Raw genomic sequence first — 18341 nt, 5'->3', positions numbered from 1 at the left:
CATCATAGTATAGGGGGGTATCCTATATGAGTCGAATCGACGTGAGTACCCCTGATCCCGCACCGTTCCTGCACTCCCACCAGTTCAACGAAGGCAATCCGCTGGCTGAAAAGAACACGTTGCGGGCTGTGATCATTACCGCCGTGATGATGGTGGTAGAGATCGTTGCCGGTTACACACTCAACTCGATGGCGCTGCTGGCAGATGGCTGGCACATGAGTTCACATGCCCTGGCGCTGGGTGTTTCGGCCGGCGCTTATGTCCTGGCGCGCCGACTGGCAACCGATCGACGCTTCGCTTTCGGCACGTGGAAGATCGAGGTGCTTGGCGGATACAGCAGCGCTCTCCTCCTGGGCGTCGTTGCCATCCTTATGCTGGTCCAGTCGATCGCACACCTGGTCCATCCAGCCGCCATTCACTACGACCAAGCCATTCCCATTGCCGTCGTCGGCCTGATGGTCAATCTGCTGTGTGCCTGGCTGCTGAAGGATGGGCATCATCACGGCCATGATCATGGCCACGCGCACGCGCATGACCACGGCGCTGTCCATTCACACTCCGGCCACGATCACCACCACGACCTGAACCTGCGTTCGGCCTATTTGCATGTCGTGGCGGATGCGGCAACGTCAGTGCTGGCCATCCTTGCGCTGGTCGGCGGCAGGTTCCTCGGCATCGGCTGGCTGGATCCGGTGATGGGCATCGTCGGCGCCGTACTGGTGGCCCAATGGGCCGCCAGTCTTCTCAAGCAATCAGGACGCGTCCTACTCGATGCCGATATGGATGCGCCGGTTGTCCAGGAAATTCGAGACGTTATCGCTGAGAAACTGCCGAGTTCCGCCATCACAGACCTGCATGTGTGGCGTGTTGGCAAGGGACGTTATGCCTGCATTCTTGGGCTCGTTAGCGATCAAGGCCTGACGCCAGCGGCCGTTCGGGCCTATCTCTCGGTGCATGAGGAGCTTGTGCACGTGACGGTGGAGATTGCACGTGCAGGAGCGCCAGGGATGGTGTTCGTGCCGGCAGGGAATGTGCTGGGGTGAACAGTGCGCCAGCCTTCGACGTAAGCGATGTGCGTCGCCATTTCGCTTTGGCTGGGACCTGGCATGTCGTCTTTGGGTACGTGCGCCTCTGGTGAATCCAATGGAGTCGCGTGACGGAGATTAAGGGTGGTGAGGTGCTGCGCACCTCATGCATTCGCGCTGCACGCTAAGGGACCGGCGTGTGGCCGTCCCGATGCGCGTTGCATATCGGCCGCCCCCCCCTCTTCCAAAGACGTCCGTGGACACTTGAGGTCGTTGGCGCGGCCTTTTAAGGCCGATCCAACGACGGAGAGAGAGGGATGGTGAGGTGCTGCGCACCTTATCCTTTCGCGCTGCGCACTACAGGACCGGCCTGCGGCCGTCACGATGCGCGTTGCGCATCGATCGAACCTCGCGCTGAGGGGACGCCACCACGACGGAGAGAGAGGGATGGTGAGGTGCTGCGCACCTCATCCTTTCGCGCTGCGCGCTACAGGACCGGCCTGCGGCCGTCCCGATGCGCGTTGCGCATCGGTCGAACCCGGCCATACTTTTTTATCGAGGGTTCTTGAATCCCTCTCTCTCCGCCAGAAACGCAAAAACGCCCACTGGGGGCGTTTTTGCGTTTCTGGCGGAGAGAGAGGGATTCGAACCCTCGATAAGGCTTTTGACCCTATACTCCCTTAGCAGGGGAGCCCCTTCGGCCTCTCGGGCATCTCTCCGAATTTCTTGGTCCGCACTTCTGCGGAGCCGGCAAGCATACTGTCCGGCAGTGCTCACGTAAAGCTTTTTTGCTTATCAGTGGTCGCCGGAACCGTCTGCTGCTCCACCATCGGGATCATTTTCGTTCTTGATCCGCTGGTAAATTTCTTCGCGATGCACGGCTACGTTCTTGGGCGCATTGATGCCAATTCGCACCTGATTGCCCTTCACGCCCAGGACGGTGACGGTCACCTCGTCGCCGATCATCAGGGTTTCACCGACCCTGCGGGTCAGAATCAACATGTTTGCCACTCCATGAAAGCTATGTGGTCACAGGCCAGCAATTAGCGAAACCTCACCCCTGAGTTTCACTAACCGTTGTTCGACGAACGTCCATCGAAGGCCCTACCGCCTTCCCCGGCTCAGCGGCAGGATGCCCCAGAGCGCCCTGCCACCTGACTGCACCAAAACAGCACAATCAACATTCATCCGATACTAGCCGAGCGTTAGCGGGCTGCGCAATGCGCCCGGGCTAGTTCATGCGGACTATTCGAATAGGAATTATCTGTTCAGGCGTTCAGCGATCCATTGCGGCAAACCGGCCAGCAAACCCGGCAATTGCGGGGCATCGGAGCCGCCGCCCTGGGCCATGTCCGGGCGGCCGCCACCCTTGCCGTCGATCTGGCTGGCAATGTGAGCAACCACTTCACCGGCTTTCACCCGACCGAGCGCTGAACCGTTCACGCCAGCGACCAGGGACACCCGGCCCTCAGCGGCACCGGCCAGGAGGACCACGCAGTCCACCAACTGCTGCTTGAGCTGGTCCATGCCATCGCGCAGGGCCTTGGCGTCCAGTCCCTCCAGGCGCGCCGCCACGACCTTGATGCCGTCCACGTCCTGGGCGGAGGCGGCCAGATCGGCGGTCGCGGATCCCGCAGCCTTGGCGCGCAGGGACTCCAGTTCGCGCTCAAGCTTCTTCTGCTTGTCGAGAAGCTGACGAAGCTTCTCGACAACATCGTCACCACTGGTCGAGAGCAACTGGGACAGCTCACCCAGGCGACGCTCTTCGTCATTCACATAAGCCAGGGCACCGGCACCCGTCACGGCCTCGATACGACGTACGCCCGAGGCGACGCCCGCTTCGCTGACGATCTTGAACAGGCCGATGTCGCCGGTGTGGCCGACATGGGTACCGCCGCACAGCTCGGTCGAAAAATCGCCCATGCGCAGCACGCGCACTTCGTCGCCGTACTTTTCACCGAACAACGCCATGGCGCCGAATTCAATCGCGTCGTTGTAGCCCATGTGATGGACTTCGGCCGGCGCGTTACGGCGCACTTCGGCATTGACCATGTCCTCGATGCGCGCAAGCTCCTCCCGGCTGAGCGGCTTGAAGTGCGCAAAGTCAAAACGCAGTCGCTCAGGCGCCACCAGCGAACCCTTCTGCGTCACGTGATCACCGAGGACGCTGCGCAGCGCGGCATGCAGCAAGTGCGTGGCCGAGTGATTGAGCACGATGGCCTGGCGGCGCACGCCGTCGACCAGCGCATCGACGACATCGCCCGTACGCAGCGGCGCACTGCCCTGCCAACGGCCAGCGTGACCGAAGAACACGCCGCCCATCTTCAGCGTATCGCTGACGTCGAGGCGACCACTGGCATTGGCGAGCGAACCCATGTCACCTACCTGGCCGCCGGATTCGGCGTAGAACGGCGTGCGGTCAAGGATGACCAGGCCTTCTTCGCCTTCACCCAACTGTTCGATCTGCTTGCCGGCGCGCACGATGCCGACGACCTTGCAGCCCTGGGCCGACAACGCGTCGTAGCCCAGGAACGCCGTTGCCTGCAGCTTGCTGGCAAGTTCGGCAGGCATCAGGCCCTTGGCTTCAAAGCGGCTGGCACCGCGCGCGCGCTCGCGCTGCTGCTCCATCGCCTGGTCGAAACCGGCCATGTCCACCGACATGCCGCGCTCGCGCGCGATGTCGGCGGTAAGGTCCACAGGAAATCCATAGGTGTCGTAAAGGCGGAACGCGTCTTCGCCCGGAATGACGGTGCCGGCACGCGAAGCCACTTCATCGAACACGCGCATGCCGTGCTCGAGGGTTTCGCCGAATCGCTGCTCTTCCGTACGCAGCGCTTCTTCGACGAAGGACTGCTTGGCTGCGAGTTCCGGATAGGCTTCGCCCATCTCCTCGACCAGCGGCTTGACCATTTTCCAGAAAAAATCACCACGCACGCCAAGCATCCAGCCGTGGCGCAGCGCGCGACGGATGATGCGACGAAGCACGTAACCGCGACCTTCGTTGGACGGCAGCACGCCATCGACGATCAGGAATGAGCAGGCGCGGATGTGATCGGCGATAACGCGAAGCGACTTATTGCCTAGGTCGGGAGTTTTGGTCAGTTCCGAAGCAACCTTGATCAGGTGCTGGAACAGGTCGATCTCATAGTTCGAATGCACATGCTGCAGGACTGCGGCAAGGCGCTCCAGGCCCATGCCGGTGTCGACGCACGGCGCCGGCAGCGGCGACAGCATGCCGTCGGGCGCGCGGTCGAACTGCATGAACACGAGGTTCCAGATTTCGATGTAGCGATCGCCATCTTCATCCGGCGAGCCGGGCGGACCACCGGCGATGTCCGCGCCGTGATCGAAGAAGATTTCCGTGCACGGGCCACAGGGGCCAGTATCGGCCATCTGCCAGAAATTGTCCGAAGCGTACGGCGCACCCTTGTTGTCGCCAATGCGAACAATGCGCTCGGCGGGGACGCCGACTTCCTTGTTCCAGATGTCGAAGGCCTCGTCATCGGTGTGATAGACGGTGACCCAGAGCTTTTCCTGCGGCAGCTTGAACACGCCGGTGAGCAGCTCCCACGCGAAGGCGATCGCATCGCGCTTGAAGTAGTCGCCGAACGACCAGTTGCCGAGCATCTCGAAGAAAGTGTGGTGACGCGCGGTGTAGCCGACCGAGTCAAGGTCGTTGTGCTTGCCGCCGGCACGCAGGCAACGCTGGACATCGGCCGCGCGCACGTAGGGGAGCTTTTCGCTGCCCAGGAAAACGTTCTTGAACTGCACCATGCCCGAGTTGGTGAACAACAGGGTCGGGTCGCTTGCCGGGACCAGCGAGCTGGACGGCACGATGGTGTGGCCCTTGGAGCGGAAGTATTCGAGGAAGGTCGAGCGGATTTCGGCAGTTTTCATGGGGTCGTGGAGGCAAGCTGCGTTGTCCACGCCCCGGCGGAGCTGCCGCGATCAGTCGCTTTCGTCGGCCAACTCGTCCACTTCGGCGTGGGTAAGACCCCTTACTGTGGCGGCGGGAAAGCCTCTACGCAAGAGAAATTGCGCGCGGCGCTGCTTTTCCGCGGGATCGGCCGAGCCCAGACCGCCATAACGGCGCCGCAGCTGGTTTGCCGCGGACGCGGTCCAGTCCATATCGGCCTCGTCGAGCAGCTGCCGGATGCGGGTTTCGGACAGTCCGTGGGTCTTGAGTTCCGCCCGCAGTCGCAGGGGCCCATACCCCTGGGAGGCTCGGCTGCGGATCAGCACTTCGGCAAATCGGAGGTCGTCCTGATAGTGCTGCTCCCCCAGGCGATCGATCGCCTCGGAGGACTCCGCGCCCTCATACCCGCCCTGCCTGAGCTTGCGTTTCAGCTCGACGCGGGAGTGCTCGCGCCTGGCCAGCAAGCCGAGGGCTTTGCTATAGGCCGAGGCACGTTCAGCTTTCCCGGACTTTGGGGTCTTTTCCGAATCGCGAGGCATGGCAAGTAAGTCGTTTCGGCGATCCATCTTAGCGCCGGCACGGGCCGCAAACGGAAGACGCCCGCATGGTGCGGGCGTCATTCCCGGTCCGGCCCACCGGGCACCTCACGGCTGAGACCGAAGAGATACCCTCAGGCGCCGACGGTGATCAGGCTTCTTCCAGCGCTTCCTCGGACGAAGCCGGGGCGGGCTTGCCACCACTGGGAACCAGCAGGCGCGCGCGAAGCTCCTGGTCGACCTCGTTGGCGATAGCCGGATTGTCGCGCAAGAACTGGCGGACGTTTTCCTTGCCCTGGCCGATGCGGTCACCCTTGTAGCTGTACCAGGCGCCGGATTTGTCGATCAGGTTCTGGGCCACACCCAGCTCGATGATTTCGCCTTCACGCGAGCTGCCCTCGCCGTAGAGGATTTCGAACTCAGCCTGGCGGAACGGCGGCGCCACCTTGTTCTTGACCACCTTGACGCGGGTCTCGGAGCCAATGACTTCCTCGCCCTTCTTGACCGCACCGATGCGACGAATGTCCAGGCGAACCGAAGCGTAGAACTTCAGCGCGTTACCGCCGGTGGTGGTTTCCGGGCTGCCGAACATCACGCCGATCTTCATGCGGATCTGGTTGATGAAGATCACCAGGCAGTTCGACTTCTTGATGTTGGCGGTGAGCTTGCGCAGCGCCTGACTCATCAGTCGGGCATGCAGACCCACGTGGGAGTCACCCATTTCGCCTTCGATTTCAGCCTTGGGCGTCAGCGCGGCGACCGAGTCGACCACGACGACGTCCACGGCGCCGGAGCGCACCAGCATGTCGGCGATTTCCAGGGCCTGCTCGCCCGTGTCCGGCTGGGAAACCAGCAGGTCGTCGACATTCACGCCCAGCTTGGCAGCGTAGGTCGGGTCCAGAGCGTGCTCGGCGTCCACGAAGGCCGCCGTGCCGCCGTTCTTCTGGCAATTGGCGATGACCTGCAGGGTCAGGGTGGTTTTACCCGAGGACTCCGGGCCGTAGATTTCGATCACGCGACCGCGCGGCAGGCCGCCGACGCCCAAAGCGATGTCCAGACCCAGCGAACCGGTGGAAACGGTGTCGATGACGTCGTCCGAACGATCGCCCATGCGCATCACGGCACCCTTGCCGAACTGCTTTTCGATCTGGCCGAGGGCGGAGGCAAGGGCCTTGCGCTTGTTGTCATCCATCGTCTTGTTTCCCGGTTTCATTAGTTGTCTTTGGTGGCGAGCATGATGCGCCGGCCTAGTCTCACGGGCTGCGATCACTCAGGACGCCCAGTATCCCACACCGGTCAAGGCCCTCCGACCGGCACACGCCACTTACTCTGTCAGTGCCTTGCGCAATCCCACGAGCGCGGCCGCCACGGTCTGGCGTCGGACAGCTTCCCGATCGCCGCCGAACCGGAAGTGGCGCGCATGCGCGTAACCGCCACGGCACTTCCAGCTGATCCACACGGTGCCCACGGGCTTGTCCGGCGTCCCGCCCGTGGGTCCGGCAATGCCAGTAACCGCCACGGCCACACCCGCGCCGAAACGCGCCAGCGCGCCAGACACCATCTCCAGCGCCGTCTCTTCGCTGACGGCGCCGGTCTGCTCGAGCGTGCGCAGATTCACGCCCAGCAAAGCCTCCTTGGCCTCGTAGCTGTAAGTGACCACGCCGGCATCGAACCAGGCCGAGCTACCAGCCAGGTCGGTCAAGGTCTTGGCGATCCACCCACCCGTGCACGACTCGGCCGTCACCAGCATCAGTTTGGCGGCCTGTACGGCCTCCGCCACGCCTTGCGCCAGCTCCGTCAGTTCGGCGTCGGTAGGAACAGACAACGACTCCATGCGAGACTCCCGCTATTGAAACGACGCAGCGAACCGCCGCGTGAAGCTGCCCGTTCTACCTCTTTACCGCCGTAAGGCCAAGACTTGACCGCATGACTGCTGACGATCTTTCCCTGCATACCCCGTTGATGCGCCAGTACCTTTCGGCCAAGGCCGAGCACCCGGACGTGCTGCTGTTTTTCCGTATGGGTGATTTCTACGAGCTGTTCTACGACGACGCCCGCAAGGCGGCGCGACTGCTCGATATCACCCTGACGCAACGCGGGCAATCGGCTGGCCAGCCCATTCCGATGGCCGGCGTGCCTTACCACGCCGCGGAAAACTACCTTGCCCGCCTGGTGCGCCTGGGCGAGTCCGTCGCCATCTGTGAACAAGTCGGCGACCCGGCCCTGGCCAAGGGTCCGGTCGAACGAAAAGTGGTGCGCATCGTCACCCCGGGTACGGTCACCGATGCCGCCCTGCTCGAGGAGCGACGTGACAACCTGCTGCTGTCGATCGCCGCCGGCCCGCAAGGCGCCTATGGACTGGCCTGGGTCGATCTCGCCAGCGGCCGGTTCCTGCTGAGCGAAGTTCCGACCGCTGAAACACTGGCTGCTGAACTGGCGCGCCTGCAACCGGCCGAGACCCTCGTCGACGATTCCGTCGCCTGGCCCAAACTGGTCAGCGCCCTGCCCGGCGTGCGTCGTCGCCCGCCGTGGCATTTCGACAGCGATGCCGCACGTCGCGAACTGAACCGCTTTTTCGGCACGCGCGACCTCGGTGGTTTCGGTGTCGATGGCATGCCCTTGGCTATTGCCGCCGCCGGCTGCCTGCTCGGTTACGTCGAGGAGACTCAGAAGGCCGCGCTCCCGCATCTCTCCGGCATGTCCGTGGAAAGCGCCAGCGAGACCATCGCCCTGGACGCCGCCACGCGCCGCAATCTGGAACTGGACACGCATCCGACCGGACGCACCGAACACACCCTGCTCGGGGTGCTCGATGAAAGCGTGACACCCATGGGCGCCCGCCTCCTGCGCCGCTGGCTGAATCGCCCGCTGCGCTCGCGCGACGTGCTGCGCCATCGTCACCAGGCCATTGGTGCGCTGATCGAAAGCCGTCGCTTCGAAAGCCTGCGCGAAAAACTGCGAGGCATCGGCGACCTCGAGCGCATCCTGGCACGCGTGGCACTGCGTTCGGCGCGCCCGCGCGATCTTTCCACCTTGCGTGATGGCCTGGCCGCCGCACCGACCTTGCGCGACGAAATTGCTGCCCTCGACAGCCCCCTGCTTCATGCGCTCGTCGCGCGCATCGGGGATCATGCCGACAACGCCGCCTTGCTTGCCCGAGCCGTCGTCGCGCAACCGCCCGTGCTCCAGCGCGATGGCGGCGTCATCGCCGATGGCTACGACGCCGAACTGGATGAACTGCGCCGCCTCGCCACGAATGCCGACCAGTACCTGGTTGAACTCGAGGAGCGCGAAAAGGCCGCCAGTGGCATCGCCACCCTCAAGGTCGGATACAACCGCGTCCACGGCTACTACATCGAAATCAGCAAGGGCCAGGCCGACAAGGCGCCGACGCACTACACGCGCCGCCAGACGACCAAGAACGCCGAACGCTACATCACCGAAGAACTGAAAACCTTCGAAGACAAGGTGTTGTCGGCGAAGGAGCGCTCGCTGATGCGCGAACGCGCCCTGTACGAGGCCTTGCTCGACGAACTGACGGTGAAGCTCGAATCGCTCAAAGCCGCCGCCGCGGCGATGGCCGAGCTCGACGTCATCACGACGCTCGCAGAGCGCGCCAGCACGCTGGACTGGAGCGAACCTACGCTCACTGACGAACCCGGCATCCACATCGAACGCGGCCGCCATCCCGTGGTGGAAAAGGTGCGCGCCGAGCCGTTCGAGCCCAACGACCTGCAGTTGAACGATGCGCGCCGCATGCTGGTGATCACCGGCCCGAACATGGGCGGTAAGTCGACCTACATGCGCCAGAACGCCCTCATCGCCCTGCTCGCTCATATCGGAAGCTACGTGCCGGCCAGCGGTGCGCGCATTGGCCCGGTCGATCGCATCTTCACGCGTATTGGCGCGGGCGATGACCTGTCGCGCGGCCAGTCCACTTTCATGGTGGAAATGAGCGAGACGGCCAACATCCTGCACAACGCCACCGAACACAGCCTGGTACTGATGGACGAAGTGGGCCGCGGCACGAGCACCTACGACGGCCTGGCGCTCGCGCGTGCCGCCGCCGTGCATCTGGCCGCAGCCAGTCGCGCGTACACGCTGTTCGCAACGCACTACTTCGAACTGACCGAACTGGCCAACGAGTATCCGACCATCGCCAACGTGCACCTGGACGCCGTCGAGTACGGCGACCAGTTGGTGTTCATGCATGCCGTCAAGGAAGGCCCGGCGAACCGCAGCTTCGGCCTGCAGGTTGCCGCGCTGGCAGGCTTGCCGAAGTCGGTCATCGCCGACGCGCGGCGCACGCTGGCCGAACTGGAGCGCGGCATGCATCAGCAGGCCTCGGCGCCTTCGCCGAAAACAGATACGTCGCCGCAGCTTGGTTTGTTCGCGCCGCCGGCACCCTCTGCGGTGGAAAAGGCGCTCGATGGAATCGATCCGGATGCGCTGTCGCCGCGCGATGCGCTGGAGGCGTTGTACCGCTTGAAAGCCCTTGCGTGATTGACTGCCGCCGCCTGACAGCCCTCCCCCGTGAGCGGGAGAGGGCAAAGCCCTGGATTGCCGGGCTTAAGCAGCGATCGAGGCCGGGGCGGGGAACGGATCCCGCCATGCCGGAATAGCCATCAGGCGCTCATGCCAACGTACGATGTGCGGGAAGTCGTCCACCGGCAGGTGCGATTCCTTGGCCCATGGCAGCAGGACGCCGACGCCGAAATCGGCAATGCTCAGCTTCTCGCCGACCAGGTAACTGCGACCGGCCAGGTGCGTGTCGAGCACCTTTGCAAATCGACGCCAGAACTTGCTGGCCTCTTCAACCGCCGCCGTATTGGGTTCACCGAGCCCGAATGCTGGTTTGACGTGATGTTCGAAGTACAGCGAACCGCCATGGCGCGAGAAATGCGCCAGATCCCAGGACAACCAGCGCAGCACTTCCACCTGCGCTTCGGGCGCGTTGGGCCAAAGATCCGAACCGGCCTTCACGGCGAGATAGGCCATGATGGCCGTGCTCTCCCAAAGGTGCATGTCGCCGTCGACCAGCAAGGGCACCTTGCCGTTGGGGTTCTCGGCCAGGTATTCGGGTGACAGGTGCTCGCCCTTGGGCAGGTTCACGTAGATGTATTCGACCGGGGAGTTCAGGTATTTGGCGACAGCGCAGGCTTTGCGCGGGTTCATCGTCTGTGCGTAGTAGAGCTTCATGCGACTTCTCCGTTTTGACAGGGCGCCATGGCGGCCGGGGCCGCCAACCGTGGGGACACCTCCGGAGTCTGTCACCCCGCTTGATATGTTCAAGAACATTTGTCGCGCCAGGAGTACGCTGAGCTCCCTTTCCCCGGGCCCTTACGCCATGCCTCTGTCGGCCGCCCACAAGCAGAAGACGCGCGATCGAATCGTCGAATGTGCCCGAGAACTGTTCAATCGACGAGGCTTCGCGGAAGTGTCGATCGATGAAATCATGCAGCGCGCGGGCCTGACGCGCGGCGGCTTCTACAACCACTTCCGCGCGAAGGAAGAGCTTTTCGCCGAGGCGATTGCCGCCTACCAGAACTTCGACGCGACCCAGCGCTGGAAAGAGCTGCCCGACGACGTGCCTGGCTGCATGCCGGGCCACGCGCGGTTCGTCATCAATGCCTACTTGTCCGATGTGCATCTCAACGACATCGAAGGCCATTGCCCGATGATCGCCTTGCCCTCGGATTCGGCGCGCTCAGGACCCGTTGTCAGGCAGGCTTATCACGCCCTGCTTGAGCGAATGGTCGGCATGCTGTCCAACGATGTCGATCCCGCCGACCATCCGCAGGCCCGCGAACGTGGCGTGGCGGCAGCGGCGCTCCTGGTGGGCGCCATGGTGCTTGCGCGCACCGTCGAAGACGCAACGTTCTGCAAGGAAATTCGCGATGCGGCGCGCAAAGCCGCTCTCGATCTGGTGGATTGACCGCCCTCAGCAGCTCAGGCTGCCAATCCTGCGACCGACGCCGGCGTCGGCTCGATGACGTCGATCGGCATGGCGACGGCCTCCGGCGCAATCGCCAGATCGCGAGCCGGCAGACGACCGGCAAGCACCAGCTTGTGGATGCAACCCATCACTTCGGCACGGCCAAAAGGCTTCTTGATGAAGTCGTCGGCACCAAAGCGCTGCACATAGAACTGCTCGGTCGCCTGCTGGTTTCCACTGATCATCACGATCGGAATATCGCGCGTGGCCGGATCGTGACGAAGCTCACGCAGCACGGCGAAGCCGTTCTTACCCGGCATCACGATGTCCAGAAAAATCAGCGAAGGTTGCTCATCGCGCGCCATGGCCAGGGCGGTGTCGCCGTCGGCCGCGCGCAAAGGTGAATAGCCTTCCTGCTCGACCATGCGACCCAGCACGGCCAGCAAGGTGGGAGAGTCATCGACCATCAGCACCCGCATGCCTGTCGGCGCCTGCAGGTGGCGCGCCGTTTCCTGGGCGGGTGCCGATGGGCCGCCCAACAGACGCTTGAAGAAGTCGATGCCGCTCATGCGTACTCCCCTGTGCGGATGCACTCTGGACGGCAACGACTTGCCGTGTGCTGGGCATGCTCCTCCAGTTTTAGCCGGGAAACTGCGATGTATTGCTCACCCAGCGTCCTTCAGGCGCCGCAAAGCCCGCCTGTCTTGCTTGTCCGGGCGATGCAATGGCGCAGCCGCGCCAATAAGTCGACGCTCTTCACGATGCGCTTCACGAATACGGCGACTTTCTTCGGTTTCGCGATACAAGGCTTGCGCCACGCTTGCGGCGCCACGCCTGTCGGAAAGCTCAAGGACTTCCACCTCGAGGCGTTCCTCACCGCGCGTGATGCGCAGCATATCGCCGACCTGCAGGGCCTTGGCCGGCTTACAGCCGGCACCATTGACGTCGATTTTGCCGCCGTCGATTGCCTGCTTGGCGAGGCTGCGCGTTTTGAAAAAGCGCGCGGCCCAGAGCCAGACGTCGACGCGAACGGAGGTGAGGGAAATTGGAGGCATCAGGCAATGAACAGACGCTGGTCGAGGTTGGCTTGGATGCGCAGGTCAGGTCAGCAGCACGTTGGCCCATGGCACGGTGATCAAGGACAGGACGATGCCCGCCCCCAACACCGAGTTGGCGAGTGGCGGCTCCAGTCCATATTCATCCGCCAGGATGGCCGCGGAAATCATCGGCGCCATGGCCGCCTGCAACACGCCGACGATAAAGGTCACGCCGCTCACGCCCGCTGCTACGCCGAGCCCGACACAGGCCAGGGGCGCCAGGACCATCTTCCAGCCGAGCCCCAGGCCCACGGCGGCCACCTGCTTTTCACCCAGCTTGAACTTGAACTGCATGCCCACCGAGAAAAGCGCCAGCGGCGTCAGCGTGCCCCCGATGGGAATCAGCGCGTTCTGGATAAGCTCCGGCCACCCTCCCAGCGCGCCAACGATCACACCGAGCACCAGCGCTATGAACGCCGGAAAAGTCAGGATGCGGCGCACGATGATGGCCGGCTGCGGCGTACACCCGGCATAAAGAGAGGCGACGACCACGCCTGCCGATGCAAGCAGCGGGAAGCAACCCAGCTGGTCCGCGACCACGGCCATGGCCAGTCCCTCCTTGCCATGAAGGGCCTGCATCATCGGGTAGCCCATGAACGAGGTATTGCCCAGACCGCATACCAGGGTCAGGCAGCCGATCCGGGCGCGCGACCAGTGAAGCCAGCGTCCCAACACGGCAAATACCAGCCACGCCCCGAAGAACACGACCCACATCGCCGCGACGGGAAACCACAGCTGCGATTCAAACTTGATCTGCGGGATGAAGGCCAGCACGAGCGCCGGCAAGGCGATCTGGATCACCCACCAGTTGATGCCATGGACGATGCCCGACGGCGGCTTGCCGAAGCGCGCCACCAGCACGCCAAGCGCCAGGCAGACAAACAGCATCAACAGCGAACTCATGGGTTTCCTTCGCGCAAAAAAGCGGCCGCATTATAGCGGCCGCCTTGTGTGTAGCATCTTGACGCCGAATCGATCAGCCCAGCAGCACCCGGTTCATCCGCTGCACGAAGGCCGCCGGATCGGGCAACGGAGCGCCCGCGGCGATCTCGGCCTGTTCGAGCAGGAGGTTCGACAGGTCGGCCGCCTTGCCGTCATCGGACTCGGCGTCCAGGCGCTTGAGCAGCGGATGCTGCGGATTGATCTCGAGCGTTGGCTTGCTGTCCGGCATGTCATGACCGGCCTCGCGCAGCAGCCGCGCGAGATGCGGCGCCATTTCGTAGTCGGACAAGGCAAGGCACGACGGCGAATCCGTAAGACGCGCCGACACGCGAACGTCGCCCACGCGATCACCCAACAGGCGCTTGATCTTCTCGATCAGCGGTGCCGCAGCCGCGCTCGCCTCTTCCTGCTTCTGCTTGTCGGCCTCATCGAGCGCCAGCTCGCCCTTGGCGACGTTCTTGAGTTTCTTGTCGGCATACTCGGTGAGGCTGCCGATCATCCACTCGTCGACGCGGTCGTACATCAGCAGGACTTCGATGTCCTTGGCCTTGAACGCTTCCAGCTGAGGGCTGCCCGCCGCTGCCGCGTAGCTATCGGCCGTGATGTACCAGATGGTGTCCTGGCCCACCGCCATGCGACCGACGTAATCGTCCAGCGAGACATTCGGCGAACGGCTGTCGCTCCTGGTCGAGGCGAAACGAAGCAGTTTGGCGATGCGCTCGCGGTTGCCCTGGTCCTCGGCGATGCCCTCCTTCAGCGTGTTGCCGAAGGCTTTATAGAACGTCGCGAACTTTTCGGGCTCATCGCGCGCAAGCTTCTCCAGCAGGTCCAGCACGCGCTTCACGCAGGCGGCTTTGATGCGCTCAAGCTGACGATTGTGCTGCAGAATTTCGCGACTGACATTGAGCGGCAGGTCGTCCGCATCGACCACGCCGCGCACAAAGCGCAGGTAGTTCGGCAGCAGCTCCTCGGCCGCATCCATGATGAAGACGCGCTTGATGTACAGCTTCAGGCCCTTGCGCTCGTCACGTCCGCCCATCATCAGATCGAACGGCGGCTGCGACGGGATGTAAAGCAGGGTCGTGAAGCTCTGGCTGCCTTCGACGCGGTTGTGTGTCCAGGCCAGTGCGTCGTTGAAATCATGACCGAGCGACCGATAGAAGCTCTGATAGTCCTCGTCACTGATGTCCGACTTCGGCTTGGTCCAGAGCGCCGAAGCGGCATTGACGGTTTCCCACTCGTCACTGGCCTTGCCATCTTTTTCCAGCGGCATGCGGATCGGGAATGCCACGTGGTCGGAGTAGCGCGTGATCAGCGACTTGAGCGTCCACGGGCGCAGGAATTCGTCTTCGTCGGCCTTCAGATGCAGGACGATCGACGTGCCACGTTCGGCAAGCTCCACCTGCTCCAGCGAATACTCACCCTTGCCATCACTTTCCCACTTCACACCTTCGCTGGACGCATCGCCAGCGCGGCGGCTGAGCACCGTCACGCGGTCAGCAACGACGAAGGCGGAGTAGAAACCCACGCCAAACTGGCCGATCAGGCGGGCGTCGGTTTTCTGCTCCGCCGACATCGCCTCGAGGAACCGGCGCGTGCCGGAGCTGGCGATGGTGCCGAGGTTGGCCACGATGTCCTCGCGGTCCATGCCCACGCCATTGTCACGGACCGTGACGGTACGGGCATCGGCGTCCCAGCTGACGTCGATGTGCAGCTCGCCTTCGCCCGCCAGCAACTGTGGCCGGGCAATCGACTCGAAGCGCAGCTTGTCGCAGGCGTCGGAGGCGTTGGAGATGAGTTCGCGCAGGAAGATTTCCTTGTGCGAATAAAGCGAATGCGTCACCAGGTGCAGGACCTGGGCGACTTCGGCTTCGAATTTGCGGGTTTCGGTCGAGGAGCTCATGCGGGTATCCATCCACAAGTACAAAGGTATGAATCTGAGAAACGGACATCCCGGCCAGCGCCGGGATGTCGGGGGGCATCATGCACGTGACACCCGGCGCCCTGCCGCCGGCATCAGGCGTGCGGCGAGGCGTTCCGCAGGGCGGCGATGCGCTCTTCCAGCGGCGGGTGGCTCATGAAGAGGCGCTGCAGGCCCGTGGCGATATGACCGGAAATGCCGAAGGCGGCGATGGTCTTCGGCAAGGTGTTTTCCCCGTGGTCGGCCTTGAGGCGTTCCAGCGCGGAGATCATCGAGGCACGCCCTGCCAGGTTGGCACCAGCGGCATCCGCACGGAACTCGCGCCAGCGGGAAAACGCCATGACGATCATCGAAGCGAACAAGCCAAACACCATCTGCAGGACCAAAACGCTGAAGAAATAGCCCATGCCACCACCGCCTTCGCGATCGCGACCGCCCGACAGCCAGCTGTCGACCAGGCGACCGACAACGCGCGAGGCGAGGATCACGAGCGTGTTGAGCACGCCCTGGATCAACGTCAGCGTAACCATGTCGCCATTGGCGACGTGGCCGATCTCGTGCCCAAGCACGGCATTCACCTGTTCGCGATTCATCTGCTGCAGCAGGCCGGAACTGACCGCGACCAGCGCGCTGTTCTTGCTCATGCCGGTGGCGAAGGCGTTCATTTCCGGGCCGTCGTAAATGGCGACTTCCGGCATGCCAATGCCCGCCTTGTCGGCGTGGCGACGCACGGTGTCGACCAGCCAGCGCTCGGTCTCGTTCTGGGGCTGATCGATGACCCGGGCGCCGGTGGACCACTTGGCGGTCCACTTGGATATGGCCAGCGAAATAAAGGAACCCCCCATGCCGATCACGGCGGCGTACAGGAGCATCCCGCCCATGCCCCCGTAACCGCGGGCGGCGGCCCACTGGTCCACGCCAAAAATGCGCATGACGATGGACAGCAGGAGGAGAACGGCAATATTGGTAAGCAGGAACAATGCGATGCGACGCATGGCTGTCTCTCGGGCAGTCATGAAAGGGAATACGGCGTACTCGCCGTGAGACAAGGATCGTGGCGGATCGTTCATGTTTCAAGGCGCCCTGGCACCAGATCGTGATGCAGTGCGTCGTCGATTCATCGAACCGCCGCGTCGTTCCGCCCATTCCCGTTTACCATGCCACCCCTCATGTACATCGGACGATTCGCCCCCTCACCCACCGGCCTGCTCCATTTCGGCTCCCTCGTGGCGGCCGTGGGCAGCTGGCTGTGCGCGCGGCATGCCGGCGGCCAGTGGCTGGTCCGGGTGGAGGACATCGATCCGCCACGCGAAGTGGCCGGCTCGGCGCAGGCCATCCTGGCGGCGCTGGCCAGCTTCGGGCTGCAAGCCGACGGGCCGGTGGTTTATCAGTCTCAGCGAATCCAGGCCTACGAAGCCGCATTCGCATCATTAAAGGCGCGGCGTGTTGCCTTTCCCTGCTGGTGCAGCCGCGCCGATCTGGCACTTCGGGGCGGCATGCATCGTGACGGGATCTGCGTCGCCGCCCCCGATCCGGATCGGCCACCCGCCTGGCGCGTGCGCACGCCGGATCGGGACATCGCCTTTGACGACGCCCTCCAGGGGCCGCAACGACAGCATTTGCGCGACGAAGCCGGTGATTTCGTGATCCGGCGGGTGGAGGGCTTCTTCGCCTACCAGCTGGCCTGCGTCGTGGACGATGCCTGGCAAGGGGTCACCGAGGTGGTGCGGGGCTCGGACCTGCTCGACTCCACGGCGCGGCAGATCTGGCTGCAAGAGGAACTTGGCCTGCCCACGCCCCGGTACGTCCATTTGCCGCTGGCCCTGGACGGTGACGGACGCAAGCTGTCGAAGTCCGATCAGGCCCATCCGGTCGACCCGCTCGATCCCCTTCCTGCGCTGCGTCAGGCCCTGGCCTTCCTCGGCGTGCCACCCTCGCTCAGGGCGGCGACGCCGGCGGCGCTGCTCGCGCATGCACTTGCGGCATTCGAACCACAGAAAATGCCGCACTGCAGCGCCCGTTCGGCCGCATAAACCGCTATAAAGAATCGGCATTCACACATCGGTTGGCATGATGCGCGCCGTCGACGAATTGCCATGTTGATCGTGTAGACATGGCCTCGTTCGACCGTATCGATGGATCGACATATCAGAGCATTCTTGGAGAATTGGCATGACGCAACGCACGGCATTGGTCACGGGTGGCACGGGCGGCATTGGCACCGCCATCGTTCGGTATCTGGCCCGTCAGGGGCATCGCGTCGCCACCAACTATCGTGACCCGGCCAAGGCGGACGCCTGGCGCAAGGCGATGGCCGCCGAAGGCATCGAGGTGTACATGGCTCAGGGCGACGTTGCGGAACCCGACGCCAGCGAGACCATGATCCAGGACATCGAACAAAACTTCGGCCCGATCGAGATCCTCATCAACAACGCCGGCATCACCCGCGACACCACGTTCCACAAGATGAGCTACGCCCAGTGGATGGACGTGGTCAACACCAACCTCAACGCTTGTTTCAATGTCACCCGCCCGGTGATCGACGGCATGCGCGGTCGCAAGTGGGGTCGCATCGTGCAGATCAGCTCGATCAACGGCCAGAAGGGCCAGTACGGCCAGGCCAACTACGCCGCCGCCAAGGCCGGCATGCACGGCTTCACCATCTCGCTGGCCCAGGAAAACGCACGCTTCGGCATCACGGTCAACACGGTATCGCCCGGCTACGTGGGAACCGACATGGTGATGGCCGTGCCCGAGGAAGTGCGCGAAAAGATCATCGCCCAGATTCCCATCGGCCGACTTGGCAAACCCGAAGAGATTGCGCACGCCGTGGCGTTCCTGACGGGCGAGGAAGCGGGCTGGATTACGGGCACCAACCTGGCCATCAACGGCGGCCACTACATGGGCTGGTAAGGCGGCTTCTCGCCGTGCCTCCCGAAGCCGGTCGCCTCGCGGCCGGCTTCTTTCAT

The 18341-nt window shown here is 63.5% G+C and carries 16 protein-coding genes and 1 tRNA gene; 5 read left to right on the top strand and 12 right to left on the bottom strand.

Going from position 1 to position 18341, the window contains the following annotated elements; translation table 11 throughout:
• Nucleotides 1-41 precede the first annotated feature (41 nt).
• Nucleotides 42-1043 carry a CDF family Co(II)/Ni(II) efflux transporter DmeF gene (dmeF, locus tag EYV96_RS01700; protein WP_131151451.1) on the top strand — a complete coding sequence of 334 codons (1002 nt, stop codon included), beginning with the start codon at nt 42-44 and terminating at the stop codon, nt 1041-1043.
• 608 nt (nt 1044-1651) lie between these two features.
• On the opposite strand, the gene EYV96_RS01695 is transcribed toward dmeF, so the two are convergent.
• The 6 genes from EYV96_RS01695 to EYV96_RS01670 form a co-directional block, all read right to left on the bottom strand.
• A tRNA-Ser gene (locus tag EYV96_RS01695) sits at nt 1652-1744 on the bottom strand.
• Nucleotides 1745-1820: 76 nt separating this feature from the next.
• Nucleotides 1821-2027 (bottom strand): carbon storage regulator CsrA, encoded by a 207-nt coding sequence (csrA, locus tag EYV96_RS01690; RefSeq protein WP_131149794.1) that lies wholly within the window; start codon nt 2025-2027, stop codon nt 1821-1823.
• 258 nt (nt 2028-2285) lie between these two features.
• Complete coding sequence (gene alaS / locus EYV96_RS01685) at nt 2286-4922, bottom strand: alanine--tRNA ligase (protein ID WP_131149793.1); 2637 nt, start codon at nt 4920-4922, stop codon at nt 2286-2288.
• Nucleotides 4923-4973: 51 nt separating this feature from the next.
• On the bottom strand, nt 4974-5480 hold the full coding sequence (locus tag EYV96_RS01680; protein ID WP_205746064.1) for a regulatory protein RecX: 507 nt from the start codon (nt 5478-5480) through the stop codon (nt 4974-4976).
• A 148-nt stretch (nt 5481-5628) separates the two neighbouring features.
• Nucleotides 5629-6669 carry a recombinase RecA gene (gene recA, locus EYV96_RS01675; RefSeq protein WP_131149791.1) on the bottom strand — a complete coding sequence of 347 codons (1041 nt, stop codon included), beginning with the start codon at nt 6667-6669 and terminating at the stop codon, nt 5629-5631.
• 132 nt (nt 6670-6801) lie between these two features.
• Complete coding sequence (locus EYV96_RS01670; RefSeq protein ID WP_131149790.1) at nt 6802-7311, bottom strand: CinA family protein; 510 nt, start codon at nt 7309-7311, stop codon at nt 6802-6804.
• Nucleotides 7312-7403: 92 nt separating this feature from the next.
• Between EYV96_RS01670 and mutS the strand changes: the two genes are divergently transcribed.
• Complete coding sequence (gene mutS / locus EYV96_RS01665) at nt 7404-9980, top strand: DNA mismatch repair protein MutS (protein ID WP_131149789.1); 2577 nt, start codon at nt 7404-7406, stop codon at nt 9978-9980.
• 66 nt (nt 9981-10046) lie between these two features.
• Here the strand turns inward: mutS and EYV96_RS01660 are convergent, their stop codons facing one another.
• Nucleotides 10047-10676, bottom strand: coding sequence for a glutathione S-transferase family protein (locus EYV96_RS01660; protein WP_131149788.1), 630 nt, complete (start codon nt 10674-10676; stop codon nt 10047-10049).
• A 148-nt stretch (nt 10677-10824) separates the two neighbouring features.
• Between EYV96_RS01660 and EYV96_RS01655 the strand changes: the two genes are divergently transcribed.
• A complete protein-coding gene (locus EYV96_RS01655) occupies nt 10825-11412 on the top strand; it encodes a TetR/AcrR family transcriptional regulator (protein WP_131149787.1) in 588 nt (195 codons plus the stop codon).
• Nucleotides 11413-11426: 14 nt separating this feature from the next.
• Here the strand turns inward: EYV96_RS01655 and EYV96_RS01650 are convergent, their stop codons facing one another.
• The 5 genes from EYV96_RS01650 to htpX all read right to left on the bottom strand — a co-directional run bounded on the left by EYV96_RS01650 (nt 11427) and on the right by htpX (nt 16367).
• Complete coding sequence (locus tag EYV96_RS01650) at nt 11427-11981, bottom strand: response regulator (protein WP_131149786.1); 555 nt, start codon at nt 11979-11981, stop codon at nt 11427-11429.
• Between the two features lie 96 nt (nt 11982-12077).
• Nucleotides 12078-12467, bottom strand: coding sequence for an RNA-binding S4 domain-containing protein (locus EYV96_RS01645; RefSeq protein ID WP_131149785.1), 390 nt, complete (start codon nt 12465-12467; stop codon nt 12078-12080).
• A 45-nt stretch (nt 12468-12512) separates the two neighbouring features.
• Nucleotides 12513-13412 carry an AEC family transporter gene (locus EYV96_RS01640; RefSeq protein ID WP_205746063.1) on the bottom strand — a complete coding sequence of 300 codons (900 nt, stop codon included), beginning with the start codon at nt 13410-13412 and terminating at the stop codon, nt 12513-12515.
• 73 nt (nt 13413-13485) lie between these two features.
• Nucleotides 13486-15354: a molecular chaperone HtpG gene (gene htpG, locus EYV96_RS01635; RefSeq protein WP_131149784.1), complete on the bottom strand. Its 1869-nt coding sequence runs from the start codon at nt 15352-15354 to the stop codon at nt 13486-13488.
• A gap of 113 nt (nt 15355-15467) precedes the next feature.
• Entirely contained in the window at nt 15468-16367 is a 900-nt protein-coding gene (gene htpX, locus EYV96_RS01630) for a protease HtpX (protein WP_131149783.1), read from the bottom strand.
• 162 nt (nt 16368-16529) lie between these two features.
• Between htpX and gluQRS the strand changes: the two genes are divergently transcribed.
• Nucleotides 16530-17405, top strand: a complete 876-nt coding sequence (gluQRS, locus tag EYV96_RS01625) for a tRNA glutamyl-Q(34) synthetase GluQRS (RefSeq protein ID WP_131149782.1) — start codon at nt 16530-16532, stop codon at nt 17403-17405.
• Between the two features lie 139 nt (nt 17406-17544).
• A complete protein-coding gene (phbB, locus tag EYV96_RS01620; RefSeq protein ID WP_131149781.1) occupies nt 17545-18285 on the top strand; it encodes an acetoacetyl-CoA reductase in 741 nt (246 codons plus the stop codon).
• The last annotated feature ends 56 nt before the right edge of the window (nt 18286-18341 follow it).

Origin of the sequence: Dyella terrae, from assembly GCF_004322705.1 — a bacterium.
Lineage (GTDB): Bacteria > Pseudomonadota > Gammaproteobacteria > Xanthomonadales > Rhodanobacteraceae > Dyella_D > Dyella_D terrae.
The sequence above is the reverse complement of the archived record's forward strand: the minus strand, read 5'-3'. Positions and strand labels throughout refer to the sequence as shown.

Excerpts from the sequence above, each read along its gene's own strand:
- EYV96_RS01660 (WP_131149788.1), bottom strand. The coding sequence starts at position 10,676 with ATGAAGCTCTACTACGCACAGACGATGAACCCGCGCAAAGCCTGCGCT.
- EYV96_RS01655 (WP_131149787.1), top strand. The coding sequence starts at position 10,825 with ATGCCTCTGTCGGCCGCCCACAAGCAGAAGACGCGCGATCGAATCGTC.
- htpG (WP_131149784.1), bottom strand. The coding sequence starts at position 15,354 with ATGAGCTCCTCGACCGAAACCCGCAAATTCGAAGCCGAAGTCGCCCAG.
- EYV96_RS01680 (WP_205746064.1), bottom strand. The coding sequence starts at position 5,480 with ATGCCTCGCGATTCGGAAAAGACCCCAAAGTCCGGGAAAGCTGAACGT.
- EYV96_RS01650 (WP_131149786.1), bottom strand. The coding sequence starts at position 11,981 with ATGAGCGGCATCGACTTCTTCAAGCGTCTGTTGGGCGGCCCATCGGCA.
- htpX (WP_131149783.1), bottom strand. The coding sequence starts at position 16,367 with ATGCGTCGCATCGCATTGTTCCTGCTTACCAATATTGCCGTTCTCCTC.
- EYV96_RS01670 (WP_131149790.1), bottom strand. The coding sequence starts at position 7,311 with ATGGAGTCGTTGTCTGTTCCTACCGACGCCGAACTGACGGAGCTGGCG.
- gluQRS (WP_131149782.1), top strand. The coding sequence starts at position 16,530 with ATGCCACCCCTCATGTACATCGGACGATTCGCCCCCTCACCCACCGGC.
- alaS (WP_131149793.1), bottom strand. The coding sequence starts at position 4,922 with ATGAAAACTGCCGAAATCCGCTCGACCTTCCTCGAATACTTCCGCTCC.
- recA (WP_131149791.1), bottom strand. The coding sequence starts at position 6,669 with ATGGATGACAACAAGCGCAAGGCCCTTGCCTCCGCCCTCGGCCAGATC.
- mutS (WP_131149789.1), top strand. The coding sequence starts at position 7,404 with ATGACTGCTGACGATCTTTCCCTGCATACCCCGTTGATGCGCCAGTAC.
- EYV96_RS01645 (WP_131149785.1), bottom strand. The coding sequence starts at position 12,467 with ATGCCTCCAATTTCCCTCACCTCCGTTCGCGTCGACGTCTGGCTCTGG.
- csrA (WP_131149794.1), bottom strand. The coding sequence starts at position 2,027 with ATGTTGATTCTGACCCGCAGGGTCGGTGAAACCCTGATGATCGGCGAC.
- EYV96_RS01640 (WP_205746063.1), bottom strand. The coding sequence starts at position 13,412 with ATGAGTTCGCTGTTGATGCTGTTTGTCTGCCTGGCGCTTGGCGTGCTG.
- phbB (WP_131149781.1), top strand. The coding sequence starts at position 17,545 with ATGACGCAACGCACGGCATTGGTCACGGGTGGCACGGGCGGCATTGGC.